The organism is Dyadobacter sp. CY323, assembly GCF_021390245.1.
GTDB lineage: Bacteria > Bacteroidota > Bacteroidia > Cytophagales > Spirosomataceae > Dyadobacter.
Map to the genome: position 1 here is coordinate 161,595 of NZ_JAJUXH010000015.1, position 17,311 is coordinate 178,905.

11 protein-coding genes are annotated in these 17,311 nt (G+C 47.7%); 8 read left to right on the forward strand and 3 right to left on the reverse strand.

Annotated elements, in window-relative coordinates:
* Nucleotides 1-83 precede the first annotated feature (83 nt).
* The 3 genes from LZG72_RS20295 to LZG72_RS20305 all read right to left on the reverse strand — a co-directional run bounded on the left by LZG72_RS20295 (nt 84) and on the right by LZG72_RS20305 (nt 9,394).
* Nucleotides 84-3,755 (reverse strand): T9SS type A sorting domain-containing protein, encoded by a 3,672-nt coding sequence (locus LZG72_RS20295; protein WP_233876529.1) that lies wholly within the window; start codon nt 3,753-3,755, stop codon nt 84-86.
* Nucleotides 3,756-3,932: 177 nt separating this feature from the next.
* A complete protein-coding gene (locus tag LZG72_RS20300) occupies nt 3,933-7,853 on the reverse strand; it encodes a PAS domain S-box protein (protein ID WP_233876531.1) in 3,921 nt (1,306 codons plus the stop codon).
* Between the two features lie 437 nt (nt 7,854-8,290).
* Entirely contained in the window at nt 8,291-9,394 is a 1,104-nt protein-coding gene (locus LZG72_RS20305; protein ID WP_233876533.1) for an alpha/beta hydrolase, read from the reverse strand.
* A 591-nt stretch (nt 9,395-9,985) separates the two neighbouring features.
* Here LZG72_RS20305 and LZG72_RS20310 point away from each other — a divergent pair.
* From LZG72_RS20310 to LZG72_RS20345, 8 genes are all read left to right on the forward strand, one after another.
* The gene (locus LZG72_RS20310; protein WP_255701085.1) at nt 9,986-10,414 is read left to right on the forward strand and encodes a VOC family protein; all 429 of its coding nucleotides are present in this window, start codon (nt 9,986-9,988) and stop codon (nt 10,412-10,414) included.
* Nucleotides 10,415-10,614: 200 nt separating this feature from the next.
* On the forward strand, nt 10,615-11,196 hold the full coding sequence (locus LZG72_RS20315) for a 7-carboxy-7-deazaguanine synthase QueE (protein WP_233876643.1): 582 nt from the start codon (nt 10,615-10,617) through the stop codon (nt 11,194-11,196).
* A 74-nt stretch (nt 11,197-11,270) separates the two neighbouring features.
* Nucleotides 11,271-13,097 (forward strand): OmpA family protein, encoded by a 1,827-nt coding sequence (locus LZG72_RS20320; RefSeq protein ID WP_233876535.1) that lies wholly within the window; start codon nt 11,271-11,273, stop codon nt 13,095-13,097.
* 172 nt (nt 13,098-13,269) lie between these two features.
* Nucleotides 13,270-14,229: a thioredoxin-disulfide reductase gene (gene trxB / locus LZG72_RS20325; RefSeq protein WP_233876537.1), complete on the forward strand. Its 960-nt coding sequence runs from the start codon at nt 13,270-13,272 to the stop codon at nt 14,227-14,229.
* 108 nt (nt 14,230-14,337) lie between these two features.
* Nucleotides 14,338-15,384, forward strand: coding sequence for a peptidoglycan DD-metalloendopeptidase family protein (locus tag LZG72_RS20330; protein WP_233876539.1), 1,047 nt, complete (start codon nt 14,338-14,340; stop codon nt 15,382-15,384).
* 11 nt (nt 15,385-15,395) lie between these two features.
* The gene (gene bshB1 / locus LZG72_RS20335; RefSeq protein ID WP_233876541.1) at nt 15,396-16,124 is read left to right on the forward strand and encodes a bacillithiol biosynthesis deacetylase BshB1; all 729 of its coding nucleotides are present in this window, start codon (nt 15,396-15,398) and stop codon (nt 16,122-16,124) included.
* Between the two features lie 97 nt (nt 16,125-16,221).
* Nucleotides 16,222-16,770 (forward strand): peptide-methionine (R)-S-oxide reductase MsrB, encoded by a 549-nt coding sequence (gene msrB / locus LZG72_RS20340; protein WP_233876543.1) that lies wholly within the window; start codon nt 16,222-16,224, stop codon nt 16,768-16,770.
* A 73-nt stretch (nt 16,771-16,843) separates the two neighbouring features.
* A complete protein-coding gene (locus tag LZG72_RS20345) occupies nt 16,844-17,311 on the forward strand; it encodes a hypothetical protein (RefSeq protein WP_233876545.1) in 468 nt (155 codons plus the stop codon).

The window sequence follows — 17,311 nt, forward strand, 5'->3', positions numbered from 1 at the left end:
AACCACTAAAACGGAGAGGAGAAATGACAATACGTAGACTTGCTTCATCTGAATCAAATTCGGTTGATCGGTGATCTTGTTATTCATTGTTTTGCCATCGATTTCTTTAAAATAGGTATCCCATCCAGTCCGATTACGGTAACCGTGTATAAGCCCGGATTAAGCTTTCTTGTCGAAAGTCCCTGAGCGGATGGACTCATTACCGAAACGAGCTGTCCTGATGAGTTGACCAACTCGATTGACCTGATGAGTTCTGGCTTTATGCCTGATATGTAGATCTTATCAGCGGTTGGGTTAGGATAAATGACGATGAAGCTCTCCGGCTCAAAAGTAACATGGCGTATGCTGCTATATGCGAATGACGCGTCGATGTCTACCATTTTGATCCTGTAATAACTTGTTCCCGGAGACGGGCTTGCATCCGTGAAATCGTAAAATAGCACCCGCTTGCTTTCGCTTGCTGCTTTTTTCTTTCCAAGAGTTTGCCAGCTTTTTGCATCCGTACTCTTTTGTATCTCAAAATAATCCGATTGGGTTTCTTCGGAAGTCCGCCATTCGAGCAGTGCCTGATTTTCTCTGCTACGGACCTGGAAGTATGAAAGCTTCACCGGCAGAGAGCCTTCCGGGGAAACCCCACCCAGTCCCCCTCCTGAAAATGAAGTCACTAAAAATTCGGCGTACTTATTTCCCTGCTCAATGCCAGGCTCCCATTTTGTAGTGCTGGCAACCGAACCCTGAACGATTACCTGGACTTTTTCGGAAGGGATGTCTTTGACATCCGGAAAATCGCCCAGTGAATTGTCTTTGACTTTATAAAAAAACAGTTGGGATTCACTTGTCAAACCCTTTTTTCCATTGGCAACCAAAGCAGCACTGATCGCCTCGTATTCCTCTGTGGTATAATAAAAGCGCACTTTAACCTCACTTGTTGGTTCCGTCGCCGGATTGACATTCCATTTTCGGTTCACTACCGCTGTTCCTTTGGTATCTGACAGAAAACCGGTGGTGCCGGTAAAATAGCTCGCACCTGTGCCAAGACTAAACTGGACGGCATTTGCAGGAATATCAGCACCGGTACCTGTTTGCTGCAGGCTCAGAAGAAGGTAGTTACCCGTACAGTAATGCGTCAGATCGCCCTCTTGAATCGTATAATCACTTTGATAATTACCGCTTGTAGTGGGGATTTCCATGTTTGATGGAGTGCCTGCTGTTTTTCGATAGAAGGACACACTGCCTGCACTATAATCTGTGGTGGGCAGACCTTCGTTATCCGTCAAATCATGGGCGGATCCGGCCACGAAGTAATTGCCGCTAATGCCAACGGATGGATATCCGTTGCTTGTAAATGTTGTAACATTCCCCCATTGGTTGGCACCCTCTTTATCTTTCCGATACAGCCCGATGCGACCAAGGGATCCATCAGGTCTAGAAACCGAACCGACCAGGACGTTATCGTGATCCATTGCTACTCCGGTGATCCTTTTGTCTTCTTCGCCAGTCATTGCGATTTGGCGCACCAGTCCCCAGGAATTCGTACCGCCTGTATTGCGATTGTAGATTTTCGCCGCGATTCCCACGGGCCCCTCACCAGCTGTGGCGTATTCAATGCCTACCACTAAATCCTCCCCGCTAATAGCAACATAATTTCCGTAGCTGTTGGTCTCAAAGGCGGGGTCGGAAATGGTTTTTACGATACCCCAATTGTCAGCTCCCTCCGCATCTTTCTCAATAACATATACGGATCCCATACCGTATCCGCCGATGACACCAAAATCGCCACTAAGGCTCACAGCTGATCCGAAATATCCCGAGGCTACATTTGTGAAGGGTGATTTGATTTCGTCAATTTGCCCGAAATCATCATTTTCCGGATTTTTCTTGAAAACCAGAACACTTCCCGGTTCGTTGCCATTATTTAGCGATCCACCCAGGATATAATTCCCGTTAATGCAAAGTGATGAGCCAAAACTCGGGAGGTTGGCGCTGCTAGGCGGCTGGATAATTTGTTTCAATTTCCATGTGTTATCCGGCGCCGCTTCTCTTTTAAAAATATATCCTACCCCCTGAATGTCGGGGCGGCCGTCTCTTGTGGTGGGTGCAAACCCACCCACGACTGCGTAGTCGCCATCCATCGATACGTTCGCCCCAAAATTCGCATACCTGCTTCGGGTCGGGGCGCAGATCTTTTGTATTTGTCTCCATGTACCTGACACATTCTGAAAAATGTGGGCAGCACCGGCGTTTTCCACCGGATTGAAACCATATTCATCTTCGTCGTCCCCATTTACTCCTACTATTGCGTAATTACCGCTGATTGACACGGATGCGCCGAACAAATCCTCCGCTTTACGATCTATGAGGGTACGGACCTCTTTTTTTAGCAGTCCCCAGTTTCCGGCTCCTCCCTGGTCACTACCGTAGATATAGAGAGAGCCAGCATTAACCAGGTTGTTCTGGCCGTTTGCGTCCGTCTCGTCTGCCGGAGCTCCTGCAAGAAGGTATTGACTGTTGAAGGCAATCACTTTGCCGAACTGGTTGTTGAGGCCCGTGACGGGTTCATCGATCTTTTTCAGCAGTCCCCAATTGCCGGTGCCACCCACATTTCTTTTGAAGATATGAATGGAGCCTGTTTCGAGCGAGTATAGGCTAATGTCGCGTCCCAAAGAAGTTACATTGCTCACGATCGCAACATCTCCCACGATATTCACATTGCGGCCGAAGCTGTCAAAGGATCTCCTTTCGGAAGCAGTTATTTTTTGAACCTGTGCCCAGTTGTCGCTGGCCGGATCTTTCTCAAAAATATAGGCAGCGCCCGCGTCACGAAGTGTTGCCGTTTCCTGAGCATCCTGATCTTCTTTCCATGCCCCGACGATCGCAAAGTCACCACTGATGGATACAGACCATCCCAGGTTGTCATTGGCTGCCCGGTTTTGCGCAATTACCTTGGACATGAGCCCCCAGTTGTCTGTCCCGCCTTTATTATTACCGTATATATAAGCTGCACCAGCGTTATCCAGGCCATTTTGCTCGGAGAGATCCTCATTCTCGGCAGGTGCACCCACAATCAAACGGTTATCTTTCAGACAAATGGCACGTCCGTAGTAATCCTGGTAATTTTCAGAATGCGGTGCCGTCAGTTTCTTTAAATATCCCCAATTGTTGGTTCCGCCCTCGTTTTTTTTATAAATGTGCACCGATCCGTCCAGGTCTAAAAACGACGATATTGCCAGATAGTCACCGTCCATGGATATCGCTTGCGCAAATGAACTGGCGGCATCCAGATAAGGGGCCGTAATCTTTTTCAACTCTCCCCAATTACCTGCACCTCCCTGATTTTTATAATAAATAAAAGCAAAGTATTCGCCCTGCCCCGTTCCCCCGGTAATGGTCAGGTAATCGCCGCTCATTGAGACAATCATCCCAAATACAGTAGTGTTTTCGGAGGCCGGCCGAACGAGCTTTTTAACAATTCTCCAATTTCCATTGTCGTTCAACAACAGATAGGCAGCTCCCCGGGGGGTGAAATCAGTGGGTTCTGCCGTGCCGGGTCTTTCGCCCGGGGCACCCACCAGCGCATAGTTGCCTGAAATAGCTACCGAGCGTCCATATTGCGAATCGGCCTTTCTGTACCCCTGCGCATCGGCAACAGTAGCTTTAATAATGTGGTCCCAATCCTGGGCCTGGGAGGTGAGTGCCGATACTGCGATCAGCAAGGAAAATAAGTATGAATTAAAAAAAGAGTAGTGTTTTTTCATGCGTTCGGCGGCCGGGTTGAGATGGGTTGATTTGGTTCTAAAATTCGATACACCTGTTGATGGACCTGAGGCAAAGTTCCTGGCTTGTCAAAAGAGACGCAATACCCCTATTGGGGTATATTTAGTAAATAAAGGCGGAAGTTGGTCTTATGAAGGGCTTTTTTAATCTAGGCTTTCCTATCCGTTTTTGCTGATCAACTCATCGAGCAGCTGGACGAGATCTTTCAAATCAACGGGCTTGACAAGATGGCTGTCAAACCCTGCATCTTTGGCTAAACGCTTATCTTCCCGCTGACCATAGCCGGTCAGGGCAATCAGTGGAACAGTCTGACCCCAAGACTGTTTCCGGATCATTTTTGCTGTCTCATAGCCATCCATTCCCGGCATGCCGATGTCGCACAGGATGGCTGACGGCTTAATTGTTTCAGCTGCTCTAATGCCTTCCAAGCCACTTTTGCGACTGTCGACTTCAAAACCCTTTAATTTCAAAAGCAAAGTAACCAGTAAAGTTGCGTCGGTATTGTCGTCAATGACCAAAATACGCTGGCCCCGCTGCTGTTCAACCTCAGCACTGCCCGCTACGCTTTGCTGCCTTTCATGCGTATCTACCAGGGGCAAGTAAACCAAAAGCTCGCTTCCCTGGCCTAACCCACCGCTACGGGCTTCCACATCACCGCCATGCATCTTCACCAAGCGCTGCACAAGTGTCAGTCCGATGCCCAAGCCACCCTGAGCGCGGGCCAACGAGTTGTCGGCTTGTACGAAAAGATCAAAGATGGAGGTGAGCTGATCAGTTGTAAGCCCGATACCATTATCAGCCACGCGGAGTACAGCTTTTCCGTTTTGCTGAGATAGACTTACCCACACCTGCCCTTGCTCGCCGGTATAACGAAGTCCGTTTGTCAATAGATTGGTGACCACCTGGCTCAACCTTGTTATATCGCCCTGAACGTAAAAAGTCGTGGTCAATGGGGTCAGGTGCAGTTGTTTGCCGGCCGCCGCATATTGGTCGTTAATTGCCCTGACTGCGTCCGACACCAGCAGCCCTAGTTCGATGCGCTCACTTTTGAGCTCTATTTTACTTTGGCTGATGCGGCTGACGTCAAGCAGATCATCTACCAATCGCACCAGGTGGTTCATCTGCCGGTCCATCAACGTCAGAGTTTGCTCGGCAACGGGATCTGAACCCGACCTGGTCAGGGAAAGAACCGACAATCCATTTCGTATGGTGGACATCGGGTTTCTGAGCTCATGGGCCAGCATGGCCAGGAATTCGTCTTTACGCCGGTCTGCCTGCTGCAGGGCACTTTCAGCCAGTTTCAATTCATCTATATCCGTAATGATGGTGACTTGCCCGGTAAGCTTTCCTTCGTTGTTGGTGAGAGGTACCGCAGCCACGTGGGTCCAGATCGCAGTACCGTCGTCCTGTGTGTAGCGCATTTCAATAGGCGGAAGCACGCGCTCGCCACGCAGCGCACGGGCACCGGGATAATCGCTGCGATGAAGGCGGCTACCGTCCGGGTTAAAGGCCAGCCAGCGGTCGTGACGGATTTTGTCCATTGAGGGCATAATTCCCGAAGGCATATAACGGTCCATCGCCTTGTTGGCAATAACCACCCTGCCCTGCGGGTCCAGCTCCCCAACTGCGACGGGTAAACTTTCGAATATCGCAGCCAGGCGGGCCTGGCTTGCCTGTAAAGTCTGTTCTGCTTTCTTTCTGGCAATGATATCGTTAAACAGAATGGCAACCCGGTTTTGACCAGCCTGACCAATACGAAAAGCATACACATCATAAAAGTGGCCCAATGCGGTTGCCTGATGCTCAAAACGGGCCGGCTCGCCCGTGTTGGCGATACGCCCGTACATCTCAAACCAAAACTCTTCATGGCCAGGAGCGAGCTCACGCATCGTCTTGCCAACAGCATTGGGGAGCCCGGTCTGACGGATAAATGCCGGATTGGCTTGCAAAAAACGGTAATCAACTGCCCTCTGGTTTAGATCAAACAAGACTTCAATGATGCAAAAACCTTCGTCGATCGAATCAAACAGGATTTGGTACTGTAATTCAGATTCGCGCTGGGCCTGACGGGCACGCTTTACACCGGTTATATCACTGGCCGTCCCAAACCATCCAGTAATCTCGCCTTGTTTATCAAACTTAGGGATCGCCCGGGAGAACGTCCAGCCAATGTCCCCTCCGGCCAGTATGACCCGATGTTCCAATTCAAAAGGCGCTTTATTGGCTATCGCTTTGTTAATAGCCTCCTGTACAAACGATTGGTCTTCTAACGGGATATATTGATGCAGCCAGCTTGTATTCTGTGTTGCCGTATCCAAAAGAAAGGACTTACCTACCAGGTGGTGCATTTGCCGCCAGTCGGGGCTCATCTGGTAAACGGCATCCGAGGTCGACGTTACAAAAGCACGAAAGCGCTCTTCTGACTCACCGAGTGCATCCTCTGCGTGGCGGCGTGCGGTAACGTCATACATGACCCCATTCATTACCATTGGCCGGTCACCTTCTTTCTCCATTACACGCCCGTAGCCACTCATCCACCGGGTGGAGCCGTCTTTCAAAACAGCACAAAACTCCGCATCAAACAATTCATCCGTGTCCAGTGCCTGTTGTAGCTGGGCACCTATCCGTTCCCTGTCATCTGGATGTACGTGCTCGAAAAACAACTCGGGATCCACAGGGCCGGCATGAGGTTCAAGGCCAAATATCCGAAAGTGCTCTTCGTTCCAATAAATCTGGTTGGTATCCAACTGCCATTCCCAAGTGGCCATATCGGCGGCTTCCGTGGCCAGTCGGAGACGCTTTTCTGCCTGTCGCAAGGCCTCTTCATCCTGCACGCGTTCGAGCCTAGCCCAGATGCGTTCGGCAAGTTCCCCCATCAAATTAATTTCGTCCTCACGCCAGTGGCGAGGCAGCTTATGCGTCACAGTCATGCAAAAACGACACTCTCCCTCACGGAGCAACGGAATGTTAACAAGGGAGGCTACGCGGATCGCTGCCGTCATTTGCTTGTTGGCCCGGGTGTCACTAGCCGTGTCGTGGATGACCTGCATCTTGCCTTCAGCGCATGCATGCTGGAAATTTTTTATTAAAAAACCATCGATCGGGTATGAACCCAGCATGCTTGACAAGCCTTCCTGATACCAATCGTGTATGACCGTAATGTTTTGCTGCCCTGCGCCTACTTCACTGAACACCACTCTTGAAGACCTGAAATAGGCAGCTATTTTCTTGGAAAGCGCCCCAAGTGTCTGCTCGATACTGACCAGACCGGCCAGTTCCTGGCTTACTTCGACTAAAAGGGCCAGGTGCATCTGATGACGTCTATTTTCCGTAACGTTTTTAAAAAAGATGGCAACTCGCTTCTCAGCACCCTCCACAACACGGAAAGCAAAAAGCTCAATCGTGCGGTCAATAGCTATCACATCCAGTACAGTACGCACCGGCTGACCCGTTTGCCAAACCTTTTCATAAAGGGAATAGGTTTCCTGGGGCACCCCGGGAAATGCTTCACGGATTGTCTTACCGACAACGGGCCCTGCCCCGGTGTGCTGGAAAAATGCCGGGTTTGCTTCCAGGTAACGAAAATCGATTTGCTTGGTGTCTAAGCGCTCCAATAAACAAAAACCTTCATCAATCGAGTTAAAAAGCGTACGGTACCGTTCCTCGGAGCGAGCAAGTGCCTGTCTTTCCAGTTTTTGGTCTTGTACCTGAATAGTAGTTTCTAAGACTGTGACTAAAACGCCACCGATTTCATCTGAATCGGTAAATACCGGGCTGTAAGCAAGGGTAAACCGCGCGTCCTGCAGGTGACCTAAACGATTAACCGGATAAAGCGCGTCATCAAAACGAAAAGACTCACCCTTCCATACGCGCTGGTAGATCGGCTCGTTAATGTGCCATACTTCGGGCCAGCACTGCCGGGTTGGCTGGCCGAGCCCGGATGGATGCTTGTCACCCATTAAATCCTTGTAGCCATCATTATAAATTTGAGTAAGCTCTTCTCCCCATAAAACAACACTGGGGAAAGGGTAAGCCAGCATCAAGTGAACCGTTGCGCGAAGCGATTGTGTCCAGTCCATGCTAGCTCCCAGAACCGTATGCGACCAATCGAACGCCCGGCATAGTGCCCGCATTGGGCCTGGTCCTTGAAAAAGCATATCAGAATCATAATTGGCAGGGTTTCCCATGAAGTGGCTGATGTACAGAATGGATTTAAGTGAAAAGATGCGTATAGTCTTAAATATCTATGCCAAAGGATTTTAGAACTTTAAGTGGTCATCTTTCTAAATAGCCACAGAAAGAAAATGGAACGAGTGTTCCAGCGGTCTTTGGCAATTCATGTGTTCCAGTGCAGAGCGGCCCCGTGAATCAATTCAAAACATAGAATAAGGCCTGGCCAAAAAGCGATTGAGCCCGGCACTATACCGGGCTCAATCACATTGAATTAGGTCAAAGCTCGTACCGCTTTTATTATTCAGTCCATTAGCGCCAGAGCCTCGATGCTACCATTCTGTGTTTATTTGAAAGCATTTTTGAAATCTTCGGCTGCTTTATCCTGGGCTTGTTTGGCTTCGGGGACAATGGCAGCGGTCCCGAAGAACTCGTGCGTAGTACCTTCATATAACTCGTACGAAACTTCCACGCCTGCTTCATTAAGCTTGTCGCGCAAAAGCATGCCTTCTGATTGCAGCGGGTCAATTTGCGCGCCGATGATGGTTGTTGACGGCAGGTTTTTCAGATCAGCTAAAACCAATGAAATGCGCGGGTCTTTTGCCTCTGAAAGATCGTTGAGATAATGCTGCAAAAACCATTTAATGGTTGGCACATCTAAAGGCTTGGCGTCATGATACTGTTTATAAGAGGCAACGGTAGTATCCGAATTGGCCACAGGGTAGACCAAAAGTTGATGTTTTGGCATGGCCCAGCCATTGTCGCGCGCCTTGATACTTACGTTGGCAGCCAGGTTTCCTCCTGCACTTTCACCGGCAACACCGATCCTGGCACTATCTCCTTTCAGCAAAGACATATTAGTTAACACCCATTCATAGGCCGAAACTGCATCATTGTGTGCTGTCGGGAACTTGTGTTCCGGCCCTTTGCGATATCCTACTGAAACAACCACGGCACCCACTTTTTCAGATAGGGCCGCAGCCGATGGGTCGTACACGTCAATGTTAGCTATCACCCAGCCACCGCCATGATAATACACGATCACAGGAAATGGCCCCATGCCGCTCTTAGGCGTATAAATCCGGGCATGGATCGAACCGCCGATAACCGGGATGTCTGCCCCCGTAGTGTCAACCTGTGGTTTTGGCGGGGTTATGTTGTTTTCTGCAAGCAGGTCCATGACCGCATCTTTCACCGTGTGGTTCATTCTGGCCCGCTGAGGGGTAAGTGTGTAGATGGGAGGATCACCGTAGCTGAGCAGCTTTTCAATCACGGCCCACATTTCCTCGTGGATCTCCGGAGCAAAAGCCGGCTTAGGTCCTTTCGGTTTGATCGATGCTCCAACTGGCAGGTTATGATCCTCCATTGAACACGAGATAGTTCCAAGCATTACCGTACCGATCAGCAGTACGGTGGCAGTTTTGTAAAGTTTGTTGATTTTCATCTTCATTTCAAAAATGGTTTTAGTTGTTGACTGGCCGCCCTCTTTAAAAATCGTACCCGGCAAGAGTCAAAAGCGCTTGCATCCCCTGCTGGGTAGCGACCAAGTTGTGTTTGGCTGATCATCGTCTGAAAAAAATTCGGTCTCTCCTGTTTTTGCTTTCCGGGGATACGGTATTGTTATTGCTGTAAGCACATTTCATCCACAACTAAAATCTCTGAAGAAGACGATTGTATTCATTCACGGAATGTTTCAGAACCGCAAAAGCTGGGAAAAATGGGTAGCTTATTTCTCTGAAAGGGGTTTATAACGCATCGCCCCAGTGGAGAAAAATAGCAAAGCATAAAGACGTAACTACCGTGACAGCCTACCAGGAATTTGAAGGCGGTCAAGATAGTATACTAAGGCGTTGTCTAGCGGGGCCGCCGGCAAATTACAATTAAGAATGATGGCCATAAATTTCCTGTCGTATGTCAAATGGGGGGCCATAAGTATATTTCCCCATCGGGTTCTTCTACATTCAGGCAACCCATAGACGGAAACGCAATGGAATGAAACAAACGAATGAATAAAACAATGAACAAAAACAAACTGCTAAGAATGGACAATATGGGCATCGTGGTTGAATCCCTTGACGATGCTATTTCGTTTTTCTCAGAGATCGGCCTGAAGCTCGAAGGGCGAGGGACAGTAGAAGGAGAATGGGCTGGCCGTGTTACCGGGCTTGGTTCTCAGTGTGTGGAGATTGCCATGATGGTTACCCCAGATGGCCACAGTCGACTCGAACTTTCGAAATTTCTCACACCTGCCACGATATCAGATCATCGGACTGCGCCTGTGAACTCCCTGGGTTATTTACGTGTGATGTTCACCGTTGAAGACATTGACGAAATGGTATCCAGACTAACCAAGCATGGCGCTCACCTGGTGGGCGAAGTGGTCCAGTATGAGAACTCGTACCGGCTATGTTATGTACGTGGAACCGAAGGACTTCTTATCGGACTGGCAGAAGAAATTGGTAACAAATAGCAAAAGCCATGGAACGGAGCAACCGGCTTATTATTGGATTGGGTGGATAATACAATGATTTACAAAAAGGACTGGCAATTTTGAAATTCTTACCTTTGTGGGATTTTTAGAGAGCTTTATTTGTTGCTCTTGTTTAATAACAACCATTTTCAATTTTGCTTACCGAAACATCTCCCATATTGGCCAGCCAGCTTCCGGTTATGGAAGCTTTTTACACGTTGCAGGGTGAGGGACAGCACAGTGGCCGCGCCGCTTACTTCATTCGCCTCGGAGGTTGCGAAGTAGGCTGTCACTGGTGCGACGTGAAAGAATCCTGGGATGCAAGCGTTCATCCCAAATACAGCATTAACGCCATTATAGACGGCGCATTGAAATTTCCGGGCCGCCTGGCAGTGATAACCGGCGGCGAACCTTTGATGTACAACCTGAATGAATTGACAGGTGCTTTACAGGAAGCCGGCTTCCAAACCAACATCGAGACATCGGGCGTTTATCCATTTACCGGCCGTTGGGACTGGGTGTGTTTTTCTCCCAAAAAATTTAAAATTCCGCATTCCGACATTTATAGGAATGCAAATGAGCTTAAAGCCATCATTTACAATAAAAGTGATTTTGGCTTCGCCGAAGAGCACGCCGCATTGGTTTCTAACGACTGCACCTTGCTGCTTCAACCTGAGTGGAGTAAGCAAGACCTGATGCTGCCTTTGATCATTGACTACATCAAAGGCAATCCGAAATGGAAAATGTCGTTACAAACCCACAAGTTTATGAACATTCCATAATGCGCCGCGCTCTTTACATATTTTGTTTTGTAGTCTTCATCATCCCAATTTTCGCGTCGGCCCAGGACGCAACAATGTCAAGAAAAGCGCGTGAGAATTATGAAAATGCGCAAAAGGCATGGCAGGAAAGAAAGTTGCCGGAAGCCATTGCATTGTTTGAAAAAGTACTCGAACAGGACCCTTCCAGTTACGATACCAACCTCAGACTGGCGCAGATCTACGAATTGCAGCGAAACCCAAATCTTGCAAAAAAATATTACTTGCGGGCCATTTCACTAAAACCAGGCGTACCGCAATCCGCGACAGCGTTTCACTGGCTTGGCCGGCATTATCTCGAAGCTGAAAAATATGACTCTGCCCAGGCTTATTTTGAAAAAGCTCTTCCACTTTTCCCAGCCAGATCCAGCCTCTTCAGATTGACTGAAAAATCAATTGCCTCCTCCAAGTTCGCTCAGAATGCGATTAAAAATCCGCTGGACATCCAGAAGAAATCATTAGGGGATACCGTCAATTTTTTGGAAACTCAATATTTCCCTGTCTTGACTGCTGATGATGAGGTATTGATTTTCACGGGATTAACTCAAAACCGGGACGAGAATATCTACACAACCCAACGTGCTAAAAATGGTTGGGCAAAACCTGAGGAAATTTCTGCGGCGATCAATACCATTAATAACGAAGGTACCTGCACGGTTTCTGCCGACGGCCGGACGCTCGTTTTCACCGCCTGCAACCGCCAGGATGGATTTGGGAGCTGCGATTTATACATTACCCGTAAGGAGGGAAAAGACTGGACTGCGCCCGTAAACCTGGGTGAGCAGGTGAATTCCCGCGAATGGGAATCGCAGCCGTCGCTTTCGGCCGACGGGCATTTGCTTTATTTTGCTTCCGACCGAAAAGGCGGACAGGGAAAGAGGGATATTTGGGTGACCAGCCTGAACAATAAACTGCAATGGACGGCCCCCAAAAACCTTGGCCCGGCCATTAATACTCCTGACGATGAAAATGCACCTTTCATTCATGCCAATAACCGCACACTATTTTATGCCTCAAATGGACTCCCTGGAATGGGTGGTTTCGATATTTTCATTGCTCAAAAAATGGACACGGTTTGGTCGCCAGCCAAAAACATCGGTTATCCCATCAATACAGTCGCAGATCAGGTGGGACTGTTTATTGCCTCCGACGGCCAGCATGCTTACTATACGGATGATACTTCGGACAAAGGAAAAGGCCGATCGCTGCTTTATACATTCGACGTTCCCGAATCTTTACAGGAGATGATCATCCCGACGCGCTATGCAAAAGGGAAGGTTTTTGATAAAAAAACATCCGCGCCACTCGCATCCGATATTGACCTTTTTGATTTAAAAACACAACAAAAAGTGGGTGCATTCACTTCTGACAGCAAGACGGGAAGTTTTCTGACCGTCCTTAATACGGGCGGCGAATATGCTTTTTATGTTTCTAAAAATGGCTATTTGTTCAAAAGCCTCTCATTTACCGTAAGTGATTCGGCTTCCTTCATAAATCTGGACGTTCCGCTGGAAGCCATTGAGAAAGACCGTGCGGAGGTTTTAAACAATATATTTTTCAAAACAGGGGAATATGCCCTCGACGAAAAATCTAAAGTGGAACTGGACAAAATGGCGGATTTTCTCAGCCGGAATAAAGCCATTAGAGTAGAGATATCCGGACATACCGACGATGTCGGCTCGGCACCGGAGAATCTGGAACTTTCAAAAAAACGTGCGCAGTCCGTGCAGGAGTATTTGCACAAATCCGGTATTGCTCCTGAGCGAATTACCTTTACTGGCTACGGTGAAACCAGGCCTGTAGCTGCTAATGATTCGGAACTGAGCCGACAAAAGAACCGCCGGATCGAATGGCGCATTCTCTGAATAATTTGCATAAAGAACTGGAATTTCGCACTTTTGTCGATCTGCCAATGTTGTATTTGACGAGTACTTAAATTGGTTTACCTCAATCCGCACACTTCAAAATAAGTATCAGCCGGACTCAATTTGAATGGGAAAGAGCTGAGTCGTCATTCACATTTAGTATTAAATTAACATGTCATCTGAGAAAATTTCTTGTCTTATCATCGGTTCCGGGCCAGCCGGTTACACAGCCGCCATATATGCATCCAGAGCAGGGTTAAATCCTGTACTTTACCAAGGTACGCAGCCTGGTGGCCAGCTTACCATCACCACAGAAGTAGATAATTATCCAGGTTATCCCGACGGGATCAGCGGCCCTGAAATGATGATTAATTTTGAAAAGCAGGCAAAACGTTTTGGAACCGATATTCGCTACGGGTTGGCTACTTCGGTCGATTTTACCTCTTATCCACACAAAGTAATCATTGATAACAAACATGAGATCACGGCTGAGTCTGTGATTGTCTCCACCGGGGCCTCGGCCAAATGGCTCGGGATCGAAGGCGAAGAACGTTTGAATGGAAGAGGTGTGTCGGCCTGCGCGGTTTGTGACGGCTTCTTTTTTAGAGGTCAGGATGTGGTAGTGGTCGGCGCGGGTGATACGGCAGCCGAAGAGGCCAGTTATCTTGCCAAACTAGCCAGAAAGGTTTATTTACTTGTTCGTCGTGATGAAATGCGTGCTTCGAAAATCATGCAGAAACGGGTAGAGACGCTTCCAAACATTGAAGTGCTTTGGAATACTGAAACGGTGAAGCTGAATGGCGAGCACGAGCTGGAATCTGTTTTGGTTAAAAATAATAAAACCGGTGAGGAGCAACTTTTGAATGCAACCGGTTTCTTTGTAGCAATCGGTCACAAACCAAACACGGATATCTTCAAGGGATATCTGAATATGGATGAAACCGGCTACATTCAGACAGTAAAAGGAAGTGCCTGCACCAATATCAAAGGTGTGTTCGCTTGTGGGGATGCGCAGGACAATGTTTATAGACAGGCAGTTACAGCAGCCGGTACCGGTTGTATGGCGGCACTGGATGCTGAAAGGTTTTTGATGGAACGCGAAGTAGAATTGATTATCGAAGAGACAGCTTAATTTTTGCCCAACCCCTAAAATTCAATCAGACTATGTATACCCAACCGGGTGTATGTAGTCTGATCCAGTTTTAATACTATGAAAGTAAAGCTTGTATTAAGTTTGCTAATGACTGTGTGTTTGGCCTGCTGGAACGCGCAAGCTCAAGAACGAGGAAAATTTAAAAGAAACCCCAAGATTAACCAGTCTGGAAACAACGCCAACGAAGGACCAACCACGAAAGCCACTGCTCCTCAGGCTGAGGATGAATACCAGGTGGAAACTTCAAATCTTAAATTTCAAAACCAGTTTGAACCCGTAAAACCGCTCAACCCGGTTGTCAGCGAAGATACTACGACGCTCGATGAAGCCGAAACAGAGGTAGTGATCGTAGAAGATTCATTGCAGGTTGGAGACGAATGGGTGAAAGCTGCCGAATATTATGTGATTTGGGATGCGCGGACAATTAATCCATATGGGTTAAACCCCCTTGAATTTGACGAACCGGTTGATCTGACACTCTATAATGAAGCCCTGAACCGGAAATGGAGTACACCCATGACCAGAACTCCAACTACCTCTAATTTCAGCTATCGTTGGGGCCGCTGGCACAATGGTACCGACCTGGACCTTGAGACCGGCGATACCGTTCGCAGCACCTACGATGGAATGGTACGGATAGTGGCCTGGGACGGCAGCGGGTATGGTAAGTTCATTGTAGTAAGACATTACAATGGACTTGAAACGCTTTACGGTCACCTTTCCAAACAATCCGTGGAATCCGGCCAGCTCGTAAAAGCCGGTGAAATGATTGGTCTTGGTGGTAATACAGGCAGGAGCTCGGGATCCCATTTGCATTATGAGAACCGTTATGAAGGTAACCCTTTTGATCCAAGACATATTTTTGACTGGGATAATGCCAATATTAAATCCGATCACTTTTTGCTGACCAGCGCCGCCTGGAACCACATTCGGGGAAAAACAACTAAAAGCGAATTTGAATCGGGAGATGCGCCAGTTGCTTACAGCCGCTCGATTTTGCATAAAGTAAGATCGGGTGATACGCTCAGCTCGATTGCCGGCAAATATGGCGTCAGTATTTCTTCCATTGCCCGCCGGAACCGGATGTCGGCCCGGTCAACATTGCGAATTGGCCAAAAGCTTCGCATAAAATAATCATCCAACTTATGAAATTAGATATTCTAGCCATCACAGCCCACCCCGACGACGTGGAGCTGTGTTGTGCAGGGACATTATTGTCTCAGATTGCATTAGGTAAAAAAGTCGGGATCCTCGACCTGACCCGCGGAGAACTTGGAACAAGGGGGACGCCCGAAGGCCGAATTCAGGAGGGAAAGGATGCGGCGGCAATCCTGAAAGTGACAGTAAGAGAGAATGTAGGGTTAGCAGATGGTTTTTTCAAAAATGATGAAGAACACCAAAAAGCGATCATTCCATTCATCCGGAAATACCAGCCTGATATTGTCATTACAAATTCCATTCACGACCGGCACCCGGACCACGGGCGTGGTGCCCAACTTGTTTCCGACAGCTGTTTTTACTCCGGGCTGCGCATGGTGAAGACATTTGATGAAGATGGCAACCAACAGGAAGCGTGGCGGCCGGGACAGGTTTTCCAATCGGTTCAGGACAGGTACATTGTCCCTGACTTCATCGTAGACATTACCGACTTTCACGACAAGAAGGTGGAAGCAATCCGGGCATTTAAAAGTCAGTTTCATATACCCGAATACAATGGCAGTGATGAGCCGCAAAGTTACATTTCAACCCCTGAGTTCCTGGAATTCATCATTGCGCGGGCTCGAGAAATGGGACATGCAATCGGCGTTACTTTCGGCGAAGGATTTACAACGGCAAGAAAGCTGGGGGTAAAAGATATCTCGCAGTTTATTTGATTTTTTGGTGCTGAATGTTGTTATAAAAAATAAACGCATTTCGATCAATCTGGTCTTTGAAATCGTATATAAGAAACATTAAACCTAAATGATCAGCATGAAAAAAATAGTAATTCTTGCCTTTTCCGGATTCGTGATGTTACTGCTTCAGAATTGTTATGGACAGTCTAAAACAGCTCCTAAACAACAGAAGAGTGCAGAATATTCACATACAGAATCAGCCCCGGTAAAAAAAAGCAACAATGAATGGCAAAAGCTTCTTTCGCCGGAAGTGTATGAGGTGGCAAGATTGAAGGGTACTGAGAGACCATTTACCAGTGAATACGAGCATTCCAAGGAAATAGGGACGTTTTACTGTGCAGTATGCGGCAATCCGCTTTTCAGGAGTGATGCCAAATACGAAAGTGGCTGCGGCTGGCCAAGCTTCTTTGAACCAATCAGCAAGAAATCCATAATCGAAGCCAAAGACAACAGCCTGGGCATGCGCCGCATTGAAGTCATGTGCGGACGCTGCCAGTCGCATCTTGGACACGTTTTCGACGACGGCCCGCCTCCAACGGGACTTCGGTATTGCATCAATGGAGTTGTGCTTGATTTTGAAAAGGCCAAAACGGCGGAAGCTAAGTACAACGACAGCAGAAATTAAGATATCTTTGCTCTTTAAGCGCCGGTAGATCATGGTCGGACTGGCCGTATAAGACAGGCTGCACAGATCTCCCATGCATACCGCTATCAAAAAAAAATCAAAAGCAGCATTTTATATCTTCTCGTTTATTTTGGTCATCTTCATTGCCTCAAAAGTTTCTAAAACCAATTCGACAGAAGTAGATTATACCTTTGTGAAAGCTGATAGCGTTGGCAGCAGCGGCGGGGATGTCCCTGCGATCAAGGAGCTTAATAAACTTGTCCAAGAGAACTTTCTTAATAGAACTTATTATGAAGCAAGTTCTTTCGAAACGACATCCTGGTATCGGTTGTATGCAAATTACAATAAAAAGCACCAGGCACTTTTTATTGGTAGTGCTGATGGGTGGTCATATTTTTTTTATGCCACACCTGGGCAGTTAAAGATGATTACGGATCATCAAATACCTGCCTACAAGCTTCACCAGTATCTAAAACCCTTTCCTTCCAAATACCTGGGTGAAATTCCAACCAGATCAAGAGATCTATTTTCTATTTTTTAA

Coding starts and splice junctions, on each gene's coding strand:
- msrB (WP_233876543.1), top strand. CDS start 16,222: ATGAAAAAAATAGTAATTCTTGCCTTTTCCGGATTCGTGATGTTACTG.
- LZG72_RS20345 (WP_233876545.1), top strand. CDS start 16,844: ATGCATACCGCTATCAAAAAAAAATCAAAAGCAGCATTTTATATCTTC.
- LZG72_RS20320 (WP_233876535.1), top strand. CDS start 11,271: ATGTCAAGAAAAGCGCGTGAGAATTATGAAAATGCGCAAAAGGCATGG.
- LZG72_RS20330 (WP_233876539.1), top strand. CDS start 14,338: ATGACTGTGTGTTTGGCCTGCTGGAACGCGCAAGCTCAAGAACGAGGA.
- bshB1 (WP_233876541.1), top strand. CDS start 15,396: ATGAAATTAGATATTCTAGCCATCACAGCCCACCCCGACGACGTGGAG.
- LZG72_RS20310 (WP_255701085.1), top strand. CDS start 9,986: ATGGACAATATGGGCATCGTGGTTGAATCCCTTGACGATGCTATTTCG.
- LZG72_RS20300 (WP_233876531.1), bottom strand. CDS start 7,853: ATGGACTGGACACAATCGCTTCGCGCAACGGTTCACTTGATGCTGGCT.
- LZG72_RS20295 (WP_233876529.1), bottom strand. CDS start 3,755: ATGAAAAAACACTACTCTTTTTTTAATTCATACTTATTTTCCTTGCTG.
- LZG72_RS20305 (WP_233876533.1), bottom strand. CDS start 9,394: ATGAAGATGAAAATCAACAAACTTTACAAAACTGCCACCGTACTGCTG.
- LZG72_RS20315 (WP_233876643.1), top strand. CDS start 10,615: ATGGAAGCTTTTTACACGTTGCAGGGTGAGGGACAGCACAGTGGCCGC.
- trxB (WP_233876537.1), top strand. CDS start 13,270: ATGTCATCTGAGAAAATTTCTTGTCTTATCATCGGTTCCGGGCCAGCC.